Source organism: Rickettsia endosymbiont of Lasioglossum villosulum, from assembly GCF_964026455.1.
Classification (GTDB): Bacteria; Pseudomonadota; Alphaproteobacteria; order Rickettsiales; family Rickettsiaceae; genus Rickettsia.
Map to the genome: position 1 here is coordinate 1,335,287 of NZ_OZ032152.1, position 23,259 is coordinate 1,358,545.

Genomic DNA, 23,259 nt, shown 5'->3' on the forward strand with positions numbered 1-23,259 from the left:
GGAAATTACGAAGTAATTGACGAAGCAATCCAGTAAAAAAATGCTAATTTATAGCATTTTTTATTATTTTTTCTGGATTGCCACGCTCATTTCATTCGCTCGCAATGACGACTTAGTATCCACGCGGGCAATGCCGCCACGGGGTGACGGTTTTTTACTTCATATTTCTCAAATGGTCTTCTAATTTTCTGAGCTTTCTTCCTGAATTCTCTACCGGTTTCTGGTATTTCGGCATTTTAGCATTTTCTCTATATTTATTAATTCGATCAATTTGAGCATTTACTTCATCAGTAATAGCCTGTTTTCTTTCTTCTATATTATTAAGCACCGATGCACTATATTCATAATTTTTAGCGTTGATATTAAAGTTACTAACTGCTTCTTCAATCCTTTTATCTAGAGAAGGCTCTGTCTTACTATCAAAAGATTCTATTGGTTTCTCTCTTTCATATTGTGCTATTAAAGCTGGCATTTCCTCAAGCTTAATATCCTCTCTTTTGAAATGATCTTTAATCTCTTTATAAGTTCTGTCGATATTTTCTTGAGCTTTTTCATGCATAATATCGTAATGCTCTTGACGACGAGTATATCGATCTTGATCTATAAATTCTGCATGTTTTTGATGAGCATTATCTATCATAGTCCGCATTTGATCATCGGTAGCTTTTTCTTGCATAAATCTATCACCCATTATCACTGGATCACTTCCTTCAGATAATCTATCACGCACTTCATGAATAAGCCTTCTTTGACCTAATTCCTGATAATATTCTACATCACTTGGTCTTTTTAATCTTGCTAAATATTCAGGCGATAATATATCTTCTTGAACAGCAAGCGTTTCTTTATTAATCTGCATTTGAAGCTCTTTGACTTCTCGTGCTCTTTCTTTATCTTTTAGACTTTCGCTATAAGTTCTAAGCTGTGGATCGTTATAGTCAAAGTCATGCCACTCGGCACTAGTTAGATTACCCTCATATTTATCACGTAAATCTTTACCAACTATTGCAGTAAGAGCTTCTCTTTTTAATCCTGTATAGCCGGCATATATTTTCTCACCTATAGCTACACGTTTTTGTTCTTTTAATTCACGTTTAGTTTTTACGCGATTTTCCATTTCTTGCCAGTTTCTAAGCACTCCTATATTTTTACCAAATAGCCCAACTCCTCTTCCTGACATTTCTTTATGAGCATATTTATAAGCACTTTGATAATCTCTAGTAAAGTTTGCATCACTTGCAAGCTCACGTAAGCTTTTTGCTGATTTACCTTTCTCACCTAAATCGGATTTCATGAATTTATCAAGCTCTAGTTTTTGTTCACTAGTTAAAGAGCTATAATTTTTTGCACCATATTTATTTTTGGCAAATTCATCTCGAAGCCGTGCAAAATTCATAGTTGCTAGTTTTTTCACATCCAAATCACCACCTTTCGGTAAAAACGCTTTATTATCTAGCAATTTAGAAATGCCGTTTTTATAATCTGCTCCAGCTTGCATATTAACGTCTTTATAGTCTATACCATAATTTCTTTTAACTTCATTTTGCACCGCTTTGTTAGCTGAAGAACTGAGGGCTTTATTTTCAAGCCTACCCATCATAAGCCCTTGATATTTTTCAGCAAAAAACATATTCGTTTGCTCTTGCATTCGGTTTATCGGCTTACTAATAACTCCTGTTGCATAATTTATCGGTCTATTGACCTGCTTCATGATAGAATCGTAAGATTGCTGGTTAACAGCCTGTATCGATGTTAAATTACCCGAAGTACCCGCAATAAAACTAGCCGTCGATATAGCAGTATCATTAAATTTACTAAGCAAATAAATAGAAACAAATATCAATAACAAGCCATCAAGCTGGACGAATTTACCATTTATAAAATTACTAATTCTATTTGCATCTTTAACTAAGTCTAAAAACGGTAATTGAATATAACGTTTATCTATACATTGATATGCCAAACACTTAGTACCATCATTTTTGGTATAATCTTCAGGAACTAATATATCTGCTTGAGTGAAATTCTCAATTCCTCCTTTCATTGGTACCGGAAACCACCAATAAAATATCGAATTACCAATACTTGAATCTAAATCTTCTGTAAAACTACCAAAAATTTGATTTATAGGTCCTAAATCGGGAAAATCTTTCTTACAGACAGCAAAACCTAATGTCGATTGTATTTCCGCTTTAATAATCATTCCGATAAAAGCAATACCGACAAATAAAATTATAGGTTGTATAGCATATGATATTAATTGCCTTAACCAATTTTCAAATAATGATCTAGTTATATTAAATAACATGAAACAAATAAATATCGGTGCCATTGTTATAATCATACCAATAGTTATTAGTGCCGTAAGATAAATAATTGTAGCTTTGAATATAAGTAAGAAAATAAAATACAGAGCTATTAAATATAATATGATATAAATAAACCCAAGTGGGTCTACAAATAATAAAGAAAATAGCTTAGATAAAGTTTGCGGGGAAATAAGAAGATTTAGTAAACTTTGACCTGTTGAAGCATCTTGTACTATCTGTAATATCTGTGCTAGCCCTTCAACAAAAAATACAAATAAATAATCATGGAAAAATGTCCAAGCTTTACTTGTACTTAATAATATTGAAACTACACTGACTTTTAGTATTCTAACTACCAGCTCAACATGAGTCATGTTTATGTTTCCTATTAAAAAGGAAAATCCAGTAAACATTATATAAAGAGTTAAAAGAGCCGAAACACTTAATCTATAGCCAGGTGTTTCAATTATTTGCTGATAAGTTTGTCTTACAATTCCAGGATCTTTATCGCTAGTACCAAATAACTCATTCTTTATTAAATTTGTTAAAAATTGTAGGGGATCAGGTCTTGTATCGCTGACTCCGGATTTTATTACTACCCTATATTGTCCACTATTATCATCATAAAATTTGTCTAAAATTTTAAAATATAGAGGAGATTGAGCATAATTTGAAGCTTGATCGCAAGGTAAGCTAGTACAACCACCATATTGGTAATTTATACCACCGGCTTGTAAAAACTTTCCAGTACTGCTAATACTATAAAATTCATAACCTTGGCTTGTAACTGGTTCACCTAAATGCTGCGTTATGCCTTTCGGGCTACGCTGTGAATCTGGCGACATATTAGGATTAGAACCTTTATCAGCAATTAAAAAATAAAGCCCTACCCCGTTTGTAAGTATACAAGGAGCATTATTAATAGGTGCATCTCTTGGCGTAGGAGTTGGACACATCTTACCGTCAGTAAATTGACATGGTCGCAGTCTAACACAAAACTCAGCTAAGGTAGTAAAATTATTCTGCTGCCCATACCATGGACACCATGCTGATAACATCCCTGAAGTATTCTTGTCCCCAGACATATAATCCCAAGGTCTTACCATAATTGTTAAAGGATAACCATTTACTTTATAAGCACTATCCCGCCATGGTGCTACCTGATCCCCCTCTTGTCTTGAAGTAACTTCAGATGGATCATATCTAGAAGAAATATTAAATTTTATAAAACCGAAATCATCCGGATCGATACAAGTATCCCCAGTACACCCCGACAGTGCTAATAACGATATTAATAATGTAATAAAAATATTTCTGTTCATTTTAAATCGATTTGTCATTCCGTGGCTTGTCCACGGAATCCATAAAAATTTTATTATTTTAAATTTCAACATCATTGCGAGGAGAAACTACAAGTTTTGACGAAGCAATCTTAGGATTCTTAAATATTTCATAAGATTGCCACGTCGCCTACGGCTCCTTGCAATGACACTAATCGTTCCTTTCCGTCTGCTCAGGTTTCGCATCATTACGATTTTGAAAAAACTTACCTGTATGCTCCCCACCACCTTGCGGCTTTCTAGCTTCATAATTCTGATCAATTACCTTATCTTTAAAAACCCGTGCTGGAGCAAGGGCAGCTTTCTTAATTGGGGCTGCTACTGAACCTATATCTTTCATAATAGATTCTGTAGGATTAGAAGGAGCTTGATAATTACCTTCTATTCGTGCAGGAGTAACCTGCGTTAACATACCAACAACTATAGTTACAAAACTTACTAAACCATATGACATTAGACAATATGAATAAAATAATAAAGCTGTAGTGAACAATACTAAAAATGTATTAGTGTCATTTGTTAAAATATTAGAACTAGTAATATCTGGAACTTGTGGAACAAAAAAAGGTATTCCTAGTAAAAACGGTAAAGTAAAAGAAAAATTTAACGGAATACCAAGGTTTGACAAATCAAGCCCTATTTTAATCGGTATGAGCGTATCCCAGCAAGCTCTAACAATTACTTTTAATAGCTGTTCTGATAAAATTTGATCTATTAATAAAAAGAAAACCAATAATATCGTTGGCTGCACTACATAGCTAAATAGAATTGATATCCAACTATCAAACATAGTTTTTGTTTTTTCAAACAACATTAATATTATAAAAAATGGTGCTAATGAAATCATAACTGTCAAGCCTATAAAGGCTATAACATAACCTATAATTACTTCAAGTACTGCTCTAAAATAAGTAATAAGTGAGTAAATGGTTATAATAGCAATAAATGCTAAACCATTATGTATTTGCAATAGCTGAATAAACAGTAATCCCCAAATCCTACCATTAGTATATTTATCAAATATAGGATCAATAAAACCAAAAATATTAGATTTAGAGCTTGTAGCACCTACAACATTCGTTGCAAAGAAATCTATACCATTAATAAATGCACTAAAGAAATTGTTATTAAAGAAACTCCAGCTTTCAGGTCTAAGTAAAATAGCTACTATAGTTATTTTAAATATACGAGTTACTACTTCTACAGCAGTTAATTTCAAAGCCCCCAAAACAAACATTAAACCAAATATAGTAACGTAAAGCGTTAATGCGGTTTTAGCTATATTTTGTATTGCAGAATTTGCAACTAACTTAAAATAAAAATCCTCGCTATAAGTTCTAAATTGATCTGTAATAGGTTTAATTGCCCCATTATAAACTATATTTGAAAACCAAGTTGTACCAGTATAATTAGCATAATCTACACTAATTGTTCCCTGTATATTACTATTAGGATTTTTTACTCTTAACCATAAATATCCATCTTGTGGTGCATCACCTGAAAAATCATAACCGACTGTAGTGCCGGGAGTAGATGAACTAGGTAATGTACCATCAGCTGTTATTAAATACTCTAAAGTTATATTTTGTTGATCACCTGGGCTGATGGTGTTTGTACCGTTACCTATCTCAACAATCATTGCATAACGACCAAAATATAAAAAATTAGTTGCCCAATTACCATTAGTTATATAAGTTGCAAAATCAGTATAATTAGAAAAATTTCTACTCCAATCACTCATTGAAAAAGAATTATTAAACATACCGGTAGGCTGCCAATCGCTACTAAAATCTATAGCACCACCGCTAGTTGCTTGATAATACATAAAACCATTCTGTGTATTATCATTATTAACAAAACTTTGATCACGATTTTTAATAACTTGTCCACCTATTTTAATAACCATTCCTCTACCTTGATCATAATAACAAGAAGGGTTAGCATTTAAATTAGAATTAGCAGGGCAAGAGTTAATCATGCTCATAAAATTTTGTAGTGTAGTTACAGCCATTGGCTTACCAACTAATGCACCATTACTAACATTAGTATATTTTGTAGCCGAACCTGTACCAGTACATAAAGTTGCTCTTTGGGCATCTATAATATTACAAACTTGCTCTGCACTTGAGTAAACTATCCTATTTTCAAAATTACCAAGATTGCTTTCAGTGTAAAGAGCAGAAGCGGCAAATACAGAACTATCGAGTTCTTTAGCTAGTATATTATTTAAGGTGCTTGGAGTTTTTGATGTACTTGGATTAAAAAAATCATCTTTATCAGCTAGACTAATATTTACTATATCACCAACATTAACCTGAATTTTTGGATTACCATTAGCATAATTAAAGTAGTTAACATAATTATTCATCTTAGTAAATGATAATGCATCAAGGTTTTTATCAGGAGGTATAACACCATCATTTGCTGTACTAAAACCTGGGAATCCTGCAACTTCAAACTGTGAGTTTTTGTAATTATAAGTTTTTATAAAGACTTGCGGAACACTAAACCTTGGGTCAATTCTATATAATACTAGATATTTTCGAGGCTCTGGGGTAAGACCTGCAGTAGACCATTTAATCTTAAGCAGCTTACCTTTGTCAACTACACTACCAGTTGATTGCCAATCTCCAGCAGTCGATAAACTAATACCTATTTTACCCTCTTGGAAACTTGTAAATGTAGGTACTTCTAAACAACCAAAAATGCTTTTAAGACTGCTAAGCCCACTTGACATCCAAGTAAAGTCATCACCTTTGACAGGCGACGCCATAAATAAAACTAATAAAATTAAACTTTTAATAATTTTCATAATTTTTTATTTTGGTATTTCCGCTTTAGGCGGCTCTTCTTTTGGTGCATTTTTTCTAGTTTTCTCAGCTTGCTTTAAAGTTTCATTACGTTGCTTTAATCGTTCTTTTGCTCTACCAGTAATACCTTTTCTTGTTTTTTCATCCATACCTACTTGGCTCAATGCTCCCTGCTCTGCAGCACCTGACATTGCTCCACCCATACTAGTAGCTGAAGGACCAGCCGCACTTGTCAGTCTTGCCACCATATTACCGGAAAACTCAACATAACCATACATACCATAAGCTATAATAACTAATGCAACTATATTTTGCATATTCACACCCATCATACCCGACATATAATCCATGCCCCAAGGTGCAAACCAGTTTATACAAAAGATTGGTACATTAAGTAATGCAACCGGTAAAATAGTACCGATAAATGGAATTTTTATAGGTAGTGCACATTTCCAACAAACGCTATAACCTAAAACAAAATCTAAATATATCGTAAATAATTGAGTCAGCACGATAATACCAGCCATTAAAACAACCGGCTCAATCATATATCTAATTGTGAATCTAACCCAATTATCAAATAAATACCTAGTAAAATCAAATAATAAGAAGCTAATAAATATAGGTGCTATACCAATTAGTATACAAGTTGCCATAAATGCCATAATATAAACGGCAGCTGCTCTAAATGCCGTTATAATTACAATCATTACTGCAATAACAGCAATTATAAAATATATAATACCGCTAAGACCTAAAGATAATAATGCAAGTAATTGTGCCATAAATGTTTGGCTAAACAATATTCTACTCATTACGGCATCTAAAAACATGAAAGGATTTGAAACCGCATTAGTGGAAGTAAATAAGCTATATCCGCTCATATTAGAAATAATTTCATCGGAAAAGTTAGCAATAGTGTCAAATAGATAATTATTAAAAAACTCAAACGTATTGCCATTCATAAGTCCACTAACAATACCTATTTTTACTATTCTAACTACTAAATCTTTTTGGTTTATTTTTGCAAAGCCCAGTAAAAACATTGCCCCGTAAACCATAACATAAAGAATTAGAAGTGCTTTAATATAATTAAAAAAGTTAGTACAAGAAGACGTATCCCCTCCATAACATACTATATTTCGGAAAATAGACTCAGCAGCCCCTTTAACTTTACCTTTAAATAACTGAAGTAGAGGATTCATTACTTTAATAGTAAAGCTTCCTACTGACTGAGAAGTTGAAAAATGTACTTTATAACTACCCTCACTATCTTTATAATCATTCTGATCGTTTAGAACTCTCATCCATATATACCCTTCACCAGCTGCATTAAAATTAGCTTTACCCTTACTATCTACTATAGCAGCTTCAGGCGAATAATTCTTACCGCTAGTATTTGGATTTTCTGCACTTGGTACTACTAAATATTGTACCTGACCACGATTATTAAAAACATCAGTTAAACTATTGCCATTTTCTCTATAGCATTTAGTTTGTTTGATGTTCATAACATAACCACCAGTATTTTTACTTGCATCCTGAGAAGTAGGACACCAGAGCCTATACTGTAAATAGCCTTTATCAGTATTACTATTAAATGGTATATTATATATTACTTTATATTCATTACCATATTCGGTAGGCTGATCTGAAGCTGTTACAAATTGAGCAAATTGTAAGGTGGAAGGTAGGGTTGAATCTACGTTACTTGTATTACTTATTTGCCATATTAAGCCTGTTGGACCCTTACCACCATTACCATCTGACGTATACCAAAATCTTCGTTGTGATTGAAATTCCCCTCCATTACATACACCTGAAGTACACCAAGCTCCGCCTATATAATCTTTATCTTTAGGACTACGATCATCTACACTATCAGGACATTTGCCGTTTGGCGGAATATTAACATTATTAGAACATTGAAGATTAGCATAATCAATAAATATACCCCCAGAATTACTTGCCCAACTAAAAGTAAAAGTGCCATCATCCTTATAAGGTTCCGGCATTGTTCCATAATTATTTATCCAAGCCGGTAAGGAATCGCATACATAATAATAAGTACACCAAGCTGAGGGGGCCGTGTAACACCAATCTATCGTTCCCCAAACGCAACCATTTGGACATTTTTGCTTTTTATTACCTTGCCAATAATTTTGCTTTAATTCACAAGCATTTACATATGGTCCTGAGTAAATAGAGTATCTTCCACAAATTGGGCTATAGGTAGTTTTATTTTCTGAGCAATCAGCCGTAACATTAGTGCCTTTAAAAGCATCCGTAACCCCTACTGTCCCACCTGCCCCAGGAGAATAATTAGGCGTCACCGAAACTAATATTCTATCATTAGCATACATTTCAGTAATATTACGCCACTCATTATTTTTTGCATCCATTATCAAGGAAAGCGGCGGTTTATTAACATCTGTAACACGAGGAATAGGAATCATCTTGCCATTATCGTCTAAATTAGACTTACCTGGTCTTGTACTTTCAGTAAATTGCAAATTATCTTTCGGCACATAAGCAAGACATAAACTAATCTGACCAACTACTTGTAATGATACTGCTTGCTTATCTTTTACTTCTACTTGGGTATTTAACCACTCACCATAATGAGCAGGATCAGGAGTAAGCTGCATAGTACCATCTGGTAACATTGTAGAGGTATTAACATAATTAGCATTAGCGTTAAGAGTAATTGTACTAGTTATAGAATCTGACCCTCCTTTACCACCTGGAGCATACCTCATATAACAACCATTACCAACGCTTACTGCTCCTATCATTCCAAGGGCTGCAAAAACGAAGCAAACAAGGGTTGCTACTATAGCAAGCACACCTAAAATTTTTATTAAGCTACTTTGCATATTACCTTATTTACCTCCACTCGATGATAGTGAATCTCCGCTGCTATTTCCTCCGCTTGAGATAAATGAATCATCACCTTTTTGTCCTTCTGACCGTTTACTTCCTCCATCGCCTGGCATATCACCACCACCCGGAGGTTTACCTTGCGTTGCTTGTGCGGCATCCTTAATAAAAGCTGCTCCTTGTTTTACTAAATCAACAATTTTAGTTGGGCTTGCTGTTACCGCATCCATTTTTGGACCATTAGTTAAATCAGCAGCAAATTGACTTATCGATTTAGAGAAATAATAGAAAATTACCGAAAATACCAAAACGCACAACAGCTCAGCAAGAATGGACACAACATCTTTAGCAATTGATTTTATAGGGAAAAGTATGACTAAATGTTCTTCCCAACCTTTACCAGCATAATAATTTAGCATTTTATATCCAAAGCTTTCTTGACACACCTCTGCACTACTAGCTGGCAACCTTAGTTCAAAAGTACTAAATTTTACATTATTTTTTTCGTAATCATACCTTAAGAACTCACAATTTTTAAATATCGCTGAATCATACATGGTAATTAATAAAGCTATAAAGCCTGCTACTACAGCTGGTTGTAATGCACATGACAATGATACTTTCAACCATCCATCGAAATAACCCTTTGTACGATTAAATAACATCATAGGAATAAATATTGGCGAAACATATGTCATCACATAAATAGTAATCATACAAACTAAATAATGTGTGATAAAATATAAAAGTATAGAAAGGAATATTACCGCAAATACTAAACCACTTATAAGAATAATGACGTTTCCTGCCATAAAGAAACCAAACATAACAGTAAAAAACCTTAAAGACCCTACTGAAGTTAAAGCATTTGGACTGTTTTTATCAGGAGTTCCGAGATTTGGTATAGGTATACTGCCGCTACTATTACCACCATCACCTCTTGCAAAACTGCTCAATATGCCATTTTTATCTATATTATAAAGCAAATCTAAACCAAGATAATAACCTATACGGCAATCTATAGAATCCCATAAAGCATAAAATTGATACCCACTTTGGTATTTTGAAGTATCAAATACGCATAATCCTTTTGAACCCGCAGCATTAAAAATAATTTGTGCAAATTCCGGTGCTATTCCTGTTAAGAGAGGTAACCCGTATTTTAACATACCATTCTCTTGAGTTGGCTGACTGCTATTAAAATTCAGAGGACCAAGCCCTATAGAAAAATAAGTAACAAATAAAAGTTTTATTATAAAAAGGGCTATTTTATCTGGGTTGCCATATTCTTTATTAAGCACCATATTAAATGCAAAAAACATTACGTACAGAATCAGAGCAGCACCAATAGCATTTTTTAAATATCCTTGAAAGGTAGGGAAAGCAGTAAGATTAGTTATTTCAGAACTTTGACTTTGTGAACCGCAACTATTTCCTACAAAAAATATTTTATCAAGAGTTTCTTTTAAACACTGGACAGCAAGACCGGAAAAGTTAATTAATGATTGACTATAATTTGCTCCAGTATAGCAACTTTGCCCTATATTATTACAGCCAGGATCAATAGTGGGAGGAGCAGGAGTATTACTTAATGCTTTACATGCCACCGGCATTGGTCCTCTTGACGTTGGCATAAGCAAACATATATCATTTTGCCATGTTTGCACTGTTAAGACTATATTTTTTAATATAGGATTTGCACCAAGATCAGGATTATTATCCTTGCTTAAATCGCTAATTTTTTTAGAATCACCTTGATTTAAAGTATACATAGTACAAGGGTCACTACTACCATCTTTATTCTTAAAGCAAAAAGTTATACCCGGCTTGTTTGCATCACAATTCCCTCCGGGTGCTTTCATATCAATACTACGAATTATGTAACCATATGCCGTATCAGATTCTAAATACCCATCTGTAGTAGTTGGCAACGAGGCACAAGAATCTCCAAAGCCGGCAAAACTAGTTAAAGCAAAACCTTCCAAACAAACGACAATAATAATTTTTATAATATTATGGATTTTCATCGGAACCGCTATCTATTTTCTTGCTTCTATTTTCAATCGTTCCATCATTTCGCTCGGTTGCTTTATCTTTTGCTCTACCACCCCCACTACGATATAATTCTTCCGTTTCTTTCTCAAATGCTGCTCTTCTATCACGAATTTGAGCATTTCTCATCTCTTGCTTTACGTATCCTGCCTCACCTATCTTTAATTCGTGACTTTCTTGTTCGGTAAATTTTCTGTCCTTATCAAACCCTCTGATAGTACGTGTAACTCCAAGGTTTTCATCTAAATTAAGTTCCGGTTCCACCTCAGTAGTATGTTTTACTCTTGGCTCTTTTTGTTCTTCTTTCTGAGATTCAGGCACAGCTTCTTTAATTTCTTTTGTAACATTAAGCTTACTTGATAAATCTTCAAGCTTATCTTCTGCAGTACTTCTTACAACTTCTGCTGCACTTACTTTCGGTGGCTCAGTTTTAATAGCAGTATCAATTTGCGTTGAAACTGTCGTTGGTTGAGACACAGGTGCTTCTATAGGTTTTCTATTGCTAAAGCTAGTATCAAGCATTTCTTCAGAAGCACTACTTGGTGTTGCTGTGCCGCCTACACTTTTACCAACAGAACTTAGTGCAGAAGATGGAGTTGCAGCCGTACTAGACGGTTCTCTAAGACCACCTGATGTGAAAGAATCACCTCCTTCACTACCACCACCACCGCCGCTACCTTTTACTAAATCACCGGCTCTTCCACCTTTAGTGCTGAGTAAATCACCACCGCCACCACCTTTGGTAGCGAATTGGTCAAGACCTTTGGTTGCAGCACCTGCAGCAGCAAGCCCTGCCATTGCGGCTTTAAATATCGCTTGCGGTTTTATGGCAACGCTGCTAAGAGCTACCCCTTCCGTCATATCTGCTGCAAAATTAGCTAGCTGGCTGCTAAAATTATACATTAAATATAAGGTAAAACAGGCTGTAACTAGAGCAAGTAAAATATCTTTAATCTTCTCAAAAAGTAATTTAGGAGAAACAAAGAACATTCCCGGACCTAAAATTACTCCTGATAAAAACTGGAATTTAGAGAGGAAACTACTTGTACTACTATCTCCAGGTTTTGGATTACATTTAGTATCTGCATCGGCTGCCTTTGGATCGCAAGTCTGGTTTGGTTTACTACTAACTATTTGTTCTACACTGTCTTTGGCAAAGTTAAAAGCTGTTGAAATCGGATTATTTAACATATAGCCTAAGCTATTTTGACAACTTTCTGCATCTTCTTTACTATATTTTGTCCAATCATTATCAACAAAAAATACTAAAACATCCCTTTTAAAAGTTTGTCTCTGTAAGGCACCCTCTACACTATTATGAATCAATTTACTTTCATATTGGCATTTTCCGTAAAAACCAAAATCATAAACCGCAAACATAGTAATCATAAAAGTAACTACTACCATAGGCTGAAGTAAAAACGAAATCATTAGCTTAACCCAGCTATCAAAATAATTTCGTGTATAATCAAATAAAAACATCGGTACGAAAAGAGGTGCTAAAATACCAAGTATTACTATAGATACCATGCACATAACAGTGGCATTAACCATAAAGGCAGCCACTGAGATCACAAGCAACGGATAGGCAAGAGCTAGAGATACTAGCATCATATTACCAGATATTATAGCGGGTATTAGTAGGTAGATATATGGAGGAGCACTAAAGCTAAAAAAGTCAAAATTTGCAAAATTATGGCTTCTATAAGTATTCTCAACTAATAGTGTAGATAACATATCTAGCCCCAAATAATGGGCTACCCGACAATCTAAAGCATCCCATAAGGCAATATATGCAACACTATTGTCATATGAAATATCCGGACCATTAAATTTGCATAACCCAGATGGTGCAGCATTCATAACCCAACTTGCTAATCCGTTTATACCATTAAGCAAGAAAGGAAATGCCCATTGAATCATCCCATCCATACGGTCATAAGGGGAAGTACTACCTGGCGTTATGTTCAATCCTATTGAAAAATAAGTTACAAATATTATTTTTAATATAAAGTTTATATACTCATTTTTTGGAGGAACTTGACCTGCAAGAAGTATTTTAGCACCAAAAAGCATAACATATAAAGTTAAGAAAGCCGTAACTATTCTATACATTCCTACTTGAAACTGGAATAAAGCACTAGTCTGCCTTGAAGCTGAATTAACTACTGAGTTTACATCATCAAAGCTACATACATCTTGACTGATTAATAGCCTTGCAATCATTTGTCTTATGCATTCTATGAGCGGAGAAGTCATAACTACTGCAGTTCTTGAAGCGTTATAAGCTTTTTGATAGCACCCCCCACCTGCTGCACTACAAGAAACCAATGCTAAAGGATCAACAGCTTTATTATTAGGATCGTCAATAAAATCTGTATCGTTTACATCCATAAAGCTATTATACATAGATTTTGGAAATGGCTCTTTTATATATTTACATCCCACCGGTACTATACCTGTAAAACCATATGTTCCGACACATATACGATCATTATCTTGAACAACTTTCCAAAAAATCGGCACCCCCATATCCCACATTGTACCGCTATCTTCAGGCTTTTGGGTATATATATTATAATAATCTTCTTTCTTATTTTTCCAAGCTTCCTTTATATCATCCCATGGATCAGTACCGGTTAATACAGCTTTAGCAATAGCAAGTGCTGATTCTACAACTGCTTTTGCTCTAACTACTGTAAGTTTTGCATTACTACATAAACCAAAAGTTAATTCAAGTTTTTTAGGGTCAGGGTCAGCTCTGTTTTCACGCGTACATTGCCCTCCCGGAAATTTTGTACCAAATAATTCATTGTCATTTATTCTAAGCTTTAAGAATGTATTCATGTATAAAACAGGAGATACAAGATTCATTATAGCAAAAGTAAAAAAGGGAGCGACAATGCAAGTTTGAGAAAATTCGGTACGTAATAAGTCACCGACTCCTTGTGTTTCACAAGTTAAATTCTGTAGTGTATTAACAATAGTATCAAGGGTATCATCGGCATATGACTTGCTTGTAACCCCAAAATTGAGGATAAAACTGACTACTAAAATTTTAAGTAAAGTACGAGGAAATAATTTCATGACTAGCTACTTGCCTCGTGTGTGATAAACGTCATTGCGAGGAAAAATTGAAAATTTTGACGAAGCAATGCAGTAAAAAATGCTAACTTATAGCATTTTTTATTATTTTTTTGGATTACCACGCTCCTTGCAGTCGCGTAGCTCAGACGATTTTTTAGGCTTACAACAACCAGTAACCATAATCCATTAAATCTACAATGTCTTAACTGCTTCATAGAATATAGGCAACCATTTTTCCGGATCATTCCCGTATTTTTCCCTAATTTGATCGAGTAGTATAACAGTTTCCACTCTACCCGATAAAACACTAATTATATTATTCATACCGTCTAAATTCACTTTAGCAACTACTGCGTCTACTCCTTGTTTTACCAAAAAGTAACGCGTCGTAGGGTCGGTAGTTTTAATCAAAATATATTCTCTCTGACTTAACATAAAAGCACTACGATAAATATCGGTAGCTTTAAGGTTAGGTAGGAAAATTTGCGTAGCCGTCTGCTGAATTAACGTATTACTAATTCTACTTTTTGCTGCATCTTCTACGCTTTGAGTAGCAAATATAACAAAAGCATTTAGTTTTCTCAACACTTTTAACCAATCTTTGATTTTAGGAGCAAATACTGGATTATCGATTAAAGCCCAAGCCTCATCAAGTACTATCATAGTTTTTTGCCCATCCAAAGAAATATTTATGCGATGGAAAATATACAACAATACCGGAGCAAGGCTTATTGGGTCTTTAAGTAATTCAGTCATATCAAAGCCAAACACTCTAGCTTTTTGCAAATCAATATCATCTACTTCATTATCAAATACTTTAGCGTGAGAACCATTTCCAACCCACATCGCAATTCTACTTGCTAGACTATCTGGTGTATCGATTCCAAGAAACGCTACTACATTACTAAGCCGCCTATCTTTTTTTTCTAGTCTAAAATTACCACTCACTGCTTGCGATAATATTTTATTATCTTGTGCTGTTATACTCTCACCATTAGAAGTTACAAGCACCCTTAACCACTCTAGAATAAACGTTCTATTTTCACTAGTATCTTCAAGCTGCAATGGGTTAAAGTTACATTTTAAACCTGGATCTATAACTGTATAAACACCGTTTAAAGCTCTGATAAATATTTCAGCACCACGATCTTTATCAAAAAAGAACATACGTGGTTTGAATTTTTGTGCTTCAGCACATAAGAAATTCATAAGAACAGTTTTACCGGCACCAGTCGGACCTATGATTAAAGTATGCCCAACATCTCTTACATGGAAATTAAAATAGAACGGAGTACCTGAAGTTGTATCTAGCACTGTGACATATTCGCCCCAATGGTTATCTCTCACCTTTCCAATAGGGTAGTTATGTTGAGAGGCAAAACTAGCCATATTAAGGGTATTTATGGTGGATGTACGAACTATATACTCCATATTTCCCGGCAACTGTCCCCAATAGCTAGGCTCCATATTAATTTTTTCTCTAACAGGCTGAATTCCTGAGTTAGAAAGCTCAACAGATGCCATTGATAATATATCTTCTAAAGCTTTAATACTATTTGCAGAACATAAAAGTGATAGATGATGTTCTCCAAAGCCAATATCACCACTAGTTGCCATATCAAGTGCTGTTGATATTTCAGCAATTTGTGAAGTAGCTTTATCACCTGCTTGTATCATTCTATTTTGCTGTAATTGCATTTTACCAATTGCTACAGTTCTGTTAGCAAATATAAAACTCTGAGTCATTACGAACTCAAAAGGCATTTGCAAAAATCCATCAAAAATCCCTGCCGAAGTATTAGGTCCATATTCAAGAATACTTATTATTCCAGCATATTTAGTTCCAATCGAACTTCTTGCCTCAATAGTACGTGAATCAAAAAACAAGCGATGTGTTGGTAAATATTCATCTATAGTACTACGTGGCAATGCTACTGAACCTGGCGAGTCGCCACAATTAACTAAAGATGAAAGAAATTCTAACATTTCACAATAATTACCTGTAGGAGTTTTACGAACTCCAAGAATCCTAGCTCCATAACTTCTAAATGTATTAACTATTCTGTTTGACATTTCTTGGAGATTTTCTTTCATCTCTTTCATGTCATTTTCCCAAACATTTTTATTAGATTTTTGTCTAAGCTTCTTTAAAAAATACTCAACTATAGCTGCACCACCAGTATCAGGTTTGTATAAAATACTGACATATAATTCATTAAAAAACGATCTAGCACCTGCGTGTTTTTTACGCCATTCTGCTCCAAGATACGTAATAAAATCGTTTGGTACTTTTACAGTAGGATCATAAGTAAATTCAGTATCGTCAAATATTACTGCTTTACGTCTTCTGATAGTATGGAAATATACAACAATATTTCCTGAAGCCATGTTTTTAAGTAAGGCATTCCTTATATTCTTTTTAATATCTAAATCTTCATCATCGGCTGTTTCAAAAGAAAAGCCATTTATTTTAATAACTTGTAGAAGCGAATTATCTTTAGTTAAAATGGTATTACTATCCCAATGACATTTATAAGGGATAAAATGCGAAGTAGGTCTATCTTGTTTAGCTCTTAATTCATTAGCTGCTCTAGTTCTAAATAACTTCATTGTGTAACTCAACTTAACTATTTTGATTTTTGGTTCTTATAATGTCATTCCCGCTTAAGGCTTTGCCCGCCTGGATCGAAAAGCACCCTAAGGTAGTCATGCCGTGGCTTGTCCACGGTATCCAGAAAATAATAAAAAATACTAATTTTATTAGTATTTTTAACTGGATCCCGTGAATAAATCACGGGATGACAGGGGAAAAATCGATCCACGCGGGCAAAGCCTTAAGCGGGAATGACATATAATCCACACAATAGGCTAATCCCTAATAGGAATGATATCAAATTCAAATTCCGTATGAATTTGCCCCATAATAAAATTTATTAGGACATTGGCTAGTCCTTGACATTTTATTCATATACAACTCTATAAATCGTGGCTCTTTAAAGCATATAATATAGGCTATTAAATGTAGACCTGCTGCGATGAATAAAATCATAATGCCGTTATTCCAAATAAATACTATCATAGTCATGATCATATTTAATGCTGCAAATTTAATACTCACACCAAATATCATGGGTGGTCTAGTTAGCCCTACGAATAAAAGATCGGTTGCTAATGTTCCTGCCATATACTTTTCCTCTTTTATATTTTTTATTCAATAATAAACATAAACTTAAAAATTATTAATATAAATTTATATTTTTATTTGCAAACATAGTTAATAATATTGAGTTTGGTATCTTACTATTAACAAAATGCACATTATTACCTATACTTTCAATCACCTTAATTGCTATTTTGATTAATTCTTCTTCTAAATAATGATTACTATCATTTAGCATTGATTTTAACAAATTAGCATTTTGTATTTTCATATTATACTGAAATCCTCTAAATATCTGGGACATTTCATATGGAAATATTAGATGCTCTGCTCCTAAAGTAACAGCAATTGTCGCAGCAGTTAAATTAACATTTAGTAAATGGGTCTTTTCTTGGTCATCATTAGCAAAAGGAGTGATTACAGGTATAATATTACTATCTTCAAAATTTAATAGAATTTCTGGGTTAACTATAATAGGCTCGCTTACAAAGCCAATATCTATAACGTCACGATTTGCAACTCTTCTATGTGATAATTTTGATTTTCTTGCTTGTAGTAAATTCGCATCTTTTCCTGAAATACCAACCGCATAACAACCTTTATTGCTAAGTTTTGTCACAATAAGTTTGTTGACATAACTCGATAGAATTTCCATAATAATAGGATTATCTATGGAACTATTTTCCCTTACTTTATTAAATTTTTTACTGAAACTTTTATCTAATTGTGATATTAAAGATAGATTACCTAAATCTATATGGTCATGTACTATATAGATTTTAGCACCGCACATCTCAAGCAGTTTGATAGATTCTATAAAAGAAGCAAACAACTTCTCATTAATAATAATATTGATTGGTAACTTTAGAACTATCGCTTGATTTCTAAGCTCGTTACTACATGTGATTATATCCCTAATTATAGTAATGTCGCCTAATTCAGAAATATTATCTATTTCTTTACTTTTCAAGTTTGATGCATTTTGCCAAACTAGTTTTAAGTTCTCTTGCACCTTCTTTACTCCTACTACTTACATAAATAAGATTATATGAGTAGTTTAAAGTTGCAAGAAAATTCTGTGCTTCTAGGTTAAGGTTTTTACGATCCGTAACTTTATCGGATTTTGTAAAAATAATTTGGAAATCTCGCTTATTTGCAAGTAATAACTCCGCTACTTTTTTATCGTTCTCTTTAATTCCCCTTCTTGAATCTATCAATAAGTTAACTAATTTTAGATTATCACTCTTGCGTAAGTAATGATTAATTAATATTTCCCACTGATCTTTAACTTGATTTGGAACTTCTGCAAAACCATAACCTGGTAGGTCAACTATTATAAGTTTATCTACAAGATTAAAGAAATTAATCTGCCTAGTACGCCCTGGGGTATTAGAAACTTTAGCAAGTTTTTTGTTATTACATATAGTATTTATTAGACTTGATTTGCCGACATTTGATTTACCAACAAAAGCAATTTGCGGTAATGCAAAATTAGGAAGTTGCTTTATATCCATAGCACCAGCTACAAATTTAGCTTGATGACGAAAAAGCTTATTATCACCTACTAATTTTTTATTAATTACTTTTTCATCAGTCATAATTTTGTAACCTGTATATTATACGTCCTGTGTCATCCTGTAGCAAAATTACCCTCGTGGATCAGTTTTTTCGTCATTGCGAGAAGAAACTGTAAGTTTCGACGAAGCAATCTTAAGAATGTTGTATTACTTCATGAGATGCCGCCCTCTACTTAAGTTCGCTCGCAATGACGACTCTCGATCCACACGAGAACTTCATTTACAAGGCAACAATAAAAAAATTAAAATAAAATATATGGTAGCGGGGGCTGGATTTGAACCAACGACCTTCAGGTTATGAGCCTGACGAGCTACCGAGCTGCTCCACCCCGCAATAAAGAAATTTGATGACTTTGTTTATTAATATTATAAACAAAGATTAGCGACATAAATGATTAGAGTAAGTTTTTACCCCATAGTAATGTGTGTTACGTGGATCATTCTCCCCCTGTCATCCCGTGATTTATTCACGGGATCCAATTAAAAATACTAATAAAATTAGTATTTTTTATTATTTTCTGGATTGCCACGCTCATTTCATTCACTCGCAATGACGACTCTCGATCCACACAAAAAAGCCGCCAACGTGATGACACACTGGAAACGTTCTTGATCTATGCGGAAATGCCTACACCCGATTATAGAAATTAACTAGCTTCCTTTTTTTGACTACCGAAAGAAAGACCGGAAAATCTTTTATTAAAATCACTAACGCTTTTGTTAGACTGATTTACTACATTTCCAATATCTTTATTCCATGCTGGGTGTTTTCTAAAATCAACATCCATTAAAATCTCACCTGCAGGATGAGTTGACATTGTTTCAAAAACATCACTTCCAACTTTAATTAAAAACTTTTTATAGTCTGGATGTATCCCATTTTTCATAATGATTTTGCCACCTTAGTCTGAATTATTTTTTTCTTAATAGCTTTAGCTGTAGTGGATAAAGCATCATTATTAGCTTTTAACATATACGCATCAAAACCGCCAGCTTTTTCAACTGAACTTATACATCTAGCACTAACTGATAATCTATATTCTGCGGTTGTTATATCACTTATAAACTTAACCGATCTTAAATTAGGCTCAAAACGCCTTCTAGTTTTACGCTGTGAATGCGATACATTATTGCCATATAAAACACCCACTCCAGTGAGTTCACATTTACGAGACATAAGCTTAACCTATCAAACTTTAACTTATATAATAGATAAAAAATATAAAGTAATACTTGTATACTGTCAAGAAGTAATTACTAATATTACTTACTTAAATTCAAATAGATAAAGAGAATAAAGCCTTATCTCTTTATCTATTTTGTTCTACAAATTAACTTTTAACTTCACTAACCCTTGATGGCTTTTATATTTTTTATGGGTGTAATGATTATACTCAAATATTACATTTATATTCTTCTTCGTCAAAAGAACATTACCTCCAATATTATAAGCAAATTTAGGCTGTTTTGATATAATAATCTTCTCTTCTATTATTTGATTATTTAAAATTGCCTTAGCATTAACTTTTGTATCTTTATTATAAAAATGATTTTCTATACTCCCATACAAGCTCGGCACCAGCGTTATATCATTTAAAACCTTTATCGATTTAAATTCTATCTTACCGCCTAAACTAGTTGTTAATAGTCGATTTGACTTCTTTTGAATCATTAATTTTTGTACAAAATTATTTCCTTTATAACCACTACTTCTTGAATAATCGTATTTTAATCCAATATTTGGTATTAAGTATAAATTATAATTTGTACGATATTTATAATTTAATAATGCTTCAAAATTAAAGTTATTATTTTGATATTTACCAATAATATTATTAGCAGTTGTAGCTTTATTTTTAATATAATTATGACCAACAGATGCTATAGCTTGCAATGAAAAATTTTTCGGTAATTCTTTTAAACCATAAATACTAAGTAAATGCCCATTAAGTGCGGTCTTAGCAAACTTCTTATTATATTTAAAATGCGACTCAATTCTTGAATAAGCTATACCTATTACGTCAGAGCTATTACTAAGCTCTGTGTCCATACCGATAGTTACACCGCTAGTGTGTCCTTGATATTTCGGTATGCTTCTCCATGCTTTTTGATTGCTTACTCCATATAAACCACTGATCCATACTCCTCTATTTATTGCGTCCTCTTCATCACCGCCAGTAATCGCAGCAGTAGGCAACAACAATCTACCATGAATACCCATATGAATAGGTTTATTAGTAATAGAAGCTACTTGATTATGCAAAGTAACTTCTTCAGATATTTGCTTTTTTACAATTAAAGATTCTAGGTCTTGAGATTTTGAATCTAATAAACTTAACTCTATTATTATATTCTCATAATCTTCTGGTGAACATTTCTCTAAAAATGCTAGAGTATCAGGATCATTAAATATAGTTGGAAACAAATCGGGATGTGCTCTTATTATACTAACAAAATCTGGGACCTCTTTTAAAATTTTAAGTATATCTATCAAATTTTGATCAAAAGATATTGATGCATTTTCACCATTATTATTTAAAGCAAATAATCCAGTAATTTTTTTACTTTTTAATTCATCTAATTGTCTTTTTGCATCTTCAAGCTCATTAATTATATCTAGGTTATTAGTATTATTTTCTAAAAATTCAATTCGAGCTAATAATTTTTTTATTCTTTCATTTTCAGATAAATTACTTGCAGCCCTCATTACTTGAGAAAGTGGTATATTTGCCGGTGTAAAATCCCAATTATTTTCAGCCATTATTAAATTAAATTCTGCATTATCTACATATTCTTTAGAACCATCTTCCTTTACTATTTTTAGTCTTTTTCCGTTTATTTTATTATTATCTTCTATTAAAAATTTTGCGATTACGGCTCGTTTTTTTGCTTCATTTGTCACTAGTTTTTCGTACTCTTCATAGCTTATTTTACTGCTACTACCAGGTTTAGAAACTTGATAAGTGGTCCAACTACTTTCTCCAATTTTTTCAAGTATTTCTTCACACTTTTTAATATATTCTTCTTCACTTAAGATCGATCTATCTAGTTTATCTACCTCAATTTTATATACTTCTTTTTTTTCTTCATAGGCACGTTTATGACCTAAAGCGTTAGTTATTACGTCTTTTTCATATTTTGTAAAATATTTTTCATAACTATTATTACTTATATTATTATCATAATAGTCAATATAATCTATATTATTACCATAAGCTGATTTTATTAGTGATTCAGCTTCTGATTTTATTAAACTATAAACTCTTTCTTGTTCTAATTGCTTAAGTTTTGTTGCATCAAACTTCCTATAAGAATTTCCTTTAGAATCTTTTTCAAAACCTTTAGCAATATCGATAATTTCAGAGGTGAGATCTTTTTCTAAAATCTCTGTTGGCGTACTATACAAAATTATATATCTATAATTTGGATTAAAATTAGAAATATAAGATGTAGAACCTATTATATTATTATTTAAGTTTGTATTATCAATTATAATGTTACCTTTATCATCTTTCTCATATATTCCATTATTAGCCGCAATTTGGTTTGCCAAATTAAATTTTTCTGTAGGAGACAATTTATTATTCCTTACAATATCTTTAAAAAACCTTGTACGTAATTCATCATTATCAGTGTGTTGAGTAAGAACAATAGAAAATAGCTTAGACATCTGTGTTATTACATTCAAATTTAAAAAGGCTTCTAAATCAGAATTATCTTTTTTATTTTTTATTTTTTTCCTATTTTTTTTAAGTGTATCATAAGGATCAAATGTTGCACCTAATTCAGCATTAATATCTTTTGCTGCTGATTTAGGATCAACAGGTGGTGTTTTTGGTGGCGGCGGCGGTGGTGGAGGTGGCGGCGGCGGCGGTGCAGCTTCTGCTTTATTATTTAAAGTAAGCAATAATATTCCTGAATTAATTGCCAATAAATTTATTGATATGGCAACAACGAAAGAGTATTTTAACAATGTAGATTTTAGCTTATATCTCAAACTCATTAGATTTATCTCATTAATATTAACTTAAACGAGTGGCAATA

The 23,259-nt window shown here is 33.0% G+C and carries 12 protein-coding genes and 1 tRNA gene; all 13 read right to left on the reverse strand.

Features of this window, described 5'->3' with window-relative positions; genetic code table 11:
- Window positions 1–154 precede the first annotated feature (154 nt).
- The 13 genes from AAGD49_RS06665 to AAGD49_RS06725 all read right to left on the reverse strand — a co-directional run bounded on the left by AAGD49_RS06665 (window position 155) and on the right by AAGD49_RS06725 (window position 23,218).
- Complete coding sequence (locus AAGD49_RS06665; RefSeq protein WP_341788456.1) at window positions 155–3,631, reverse strand: type IV secretion system protein; 3,477 nt, start codon at window positions 3,629–3,631, stop codon at window positions 155–157.
- Window positions 3,632–3,800: 169 nt separating this feature from the next.
- Entirely contained in the window at window positions 3,801–6,461 is a 2,661-nt protein-coding gene (locus AAGD49_RS06670; protein WP_341788457.1) for a type IV secretion system protein, read from the reverse strand.
- Window positions 6,462–6,467: 6 nt separating this feature from the next.
- Entirely contained in the window at window positions 6,468–9,335 is a 2,868-nt protein-coding gene (locus AAGD49_RS06675; RefSeq protein WP_341788458.1) for a type IV secretion system protein, read from the reverse strand.
- A gap of 6 nt (window positions 9,336–9,341) precedes the next feature.
- On the reverse strand, window positions 9,342–11,366 hold the full coding sequence (locus tag AAGD49_RS06680; protein ID WP_341788459.1) for a type IV secretion system protein: 2,025 nt from the start codon (window positions 11,364–11,366) through the stop codon (window positions 9,342–9,344).
- Entirely contained in the window at window positions 11,353–14,478 is a 3,126-nt protein-coding gene (locus AAGD49_RS06685) for a type IV secretion system protein (protein WP_341788460.1), read from the reverse strand. The genes AAGD49_RS06680 and AAGD49_RS06685 overlap by 14 nt, the downstream gene beginning before the upstream one ends.
- A gap of 192 nt (window positions 14,479–14,670) precedes the next feature.
- Window positions 14,671–17,088: a VirB4 family type IV secretion/conjugal transfer ATPase gene (locus AAGD49_RS06690; protein WP_341788461.1), complete on the reverse strand. Its 2,418-nt coding sequence runs from the start codon at window positions 17,086–17,088 to the stop codon at window positions 14,671–14,673.
- Between the two features lie 286 nt (window positions 17,089–17,374).
- Window positions 17,375–17,662: a type IV secretion system protein VirB3 gene (locus AAGD49_RS06695; RefSeq protein ID WP_011477926.1), complete on the reverse strand. Its 288-nt coding sequence runs from the start codon at window positions 17,660–17,662 to the stop codon at window positions 17,375–17,377.
- A gap of 55 nt (window positions 17,663–17,717) precedes the next feature.
- A complete protein-coding gene (locus tag AAGD49_RS06700) occupies window positions 17,718–18,650 on the reverse strand; it encodes an acetylglutamate kinase (RefSeq protein WP_045799127.1) in 933 nt (310 codons plus the stop codon).
- Window positions 18,598–19,236: a ribosome biogenesis GTP-binding protein YihA/YsxC gene (yihA, locus tag AAGD49_RS06705; RefSeq protein WP_341788462.1), complete on the reverse strand. Its 639-nt coding sequence runs from the start codon at window positions 19,234–19,236 to the stop codon at window positions 18,598–18,600. Before yihA ends, AAGD49_RS06700 begins: the two co-directional genes overlap by 53 nt.
- Window positions 19,237–19,472: 236 nt before the next feature.
- Window positions 19,473–19,549, reverse strand: a tRNA-Met gene (locus AAGD49_RS06710).
- A gap of 313 nt (window positions 19,550–19,862) precedes the next feature.
- A complete protein-coding gene (rpmE, locus tag AAGD49_RS06715; RefSeq protein WP_016948660.1) occupies window positions 19,863–20,102 on the reverse strand; it encodes a 50S ribosomal protein L31 in 240 nt (79 codons plus the stop codon).
- A complete protein-coding gene (gene rpmB / locus AAGD49_RS06720; RefSeq protein ID WP_341788463.1) occupies window positions 20,099–20,392 on the reverse strand; it encodes a 50S ribosomal protein L28 in 294 nt (97 codons plus the stop codon). Before rpmB ends, rpmE begins: the two co-directional genes overlap by 4 nt.
- 147 nt (window positions 20,393–20,539) lie before the next feature.
- A complete protein-coding gene (locus AAGD49_RS06725; protein ID WP_341788464.1) occupies window positions 20,540–23,218 on the reverse strand; it encodes an autotransporter outer membrane beta-barrel domain-containing protein in 2,679 nt (892 codons plus the stop codon).
- Window positions 23,219–23,259 lie beyond the last annotated feature (41 nt).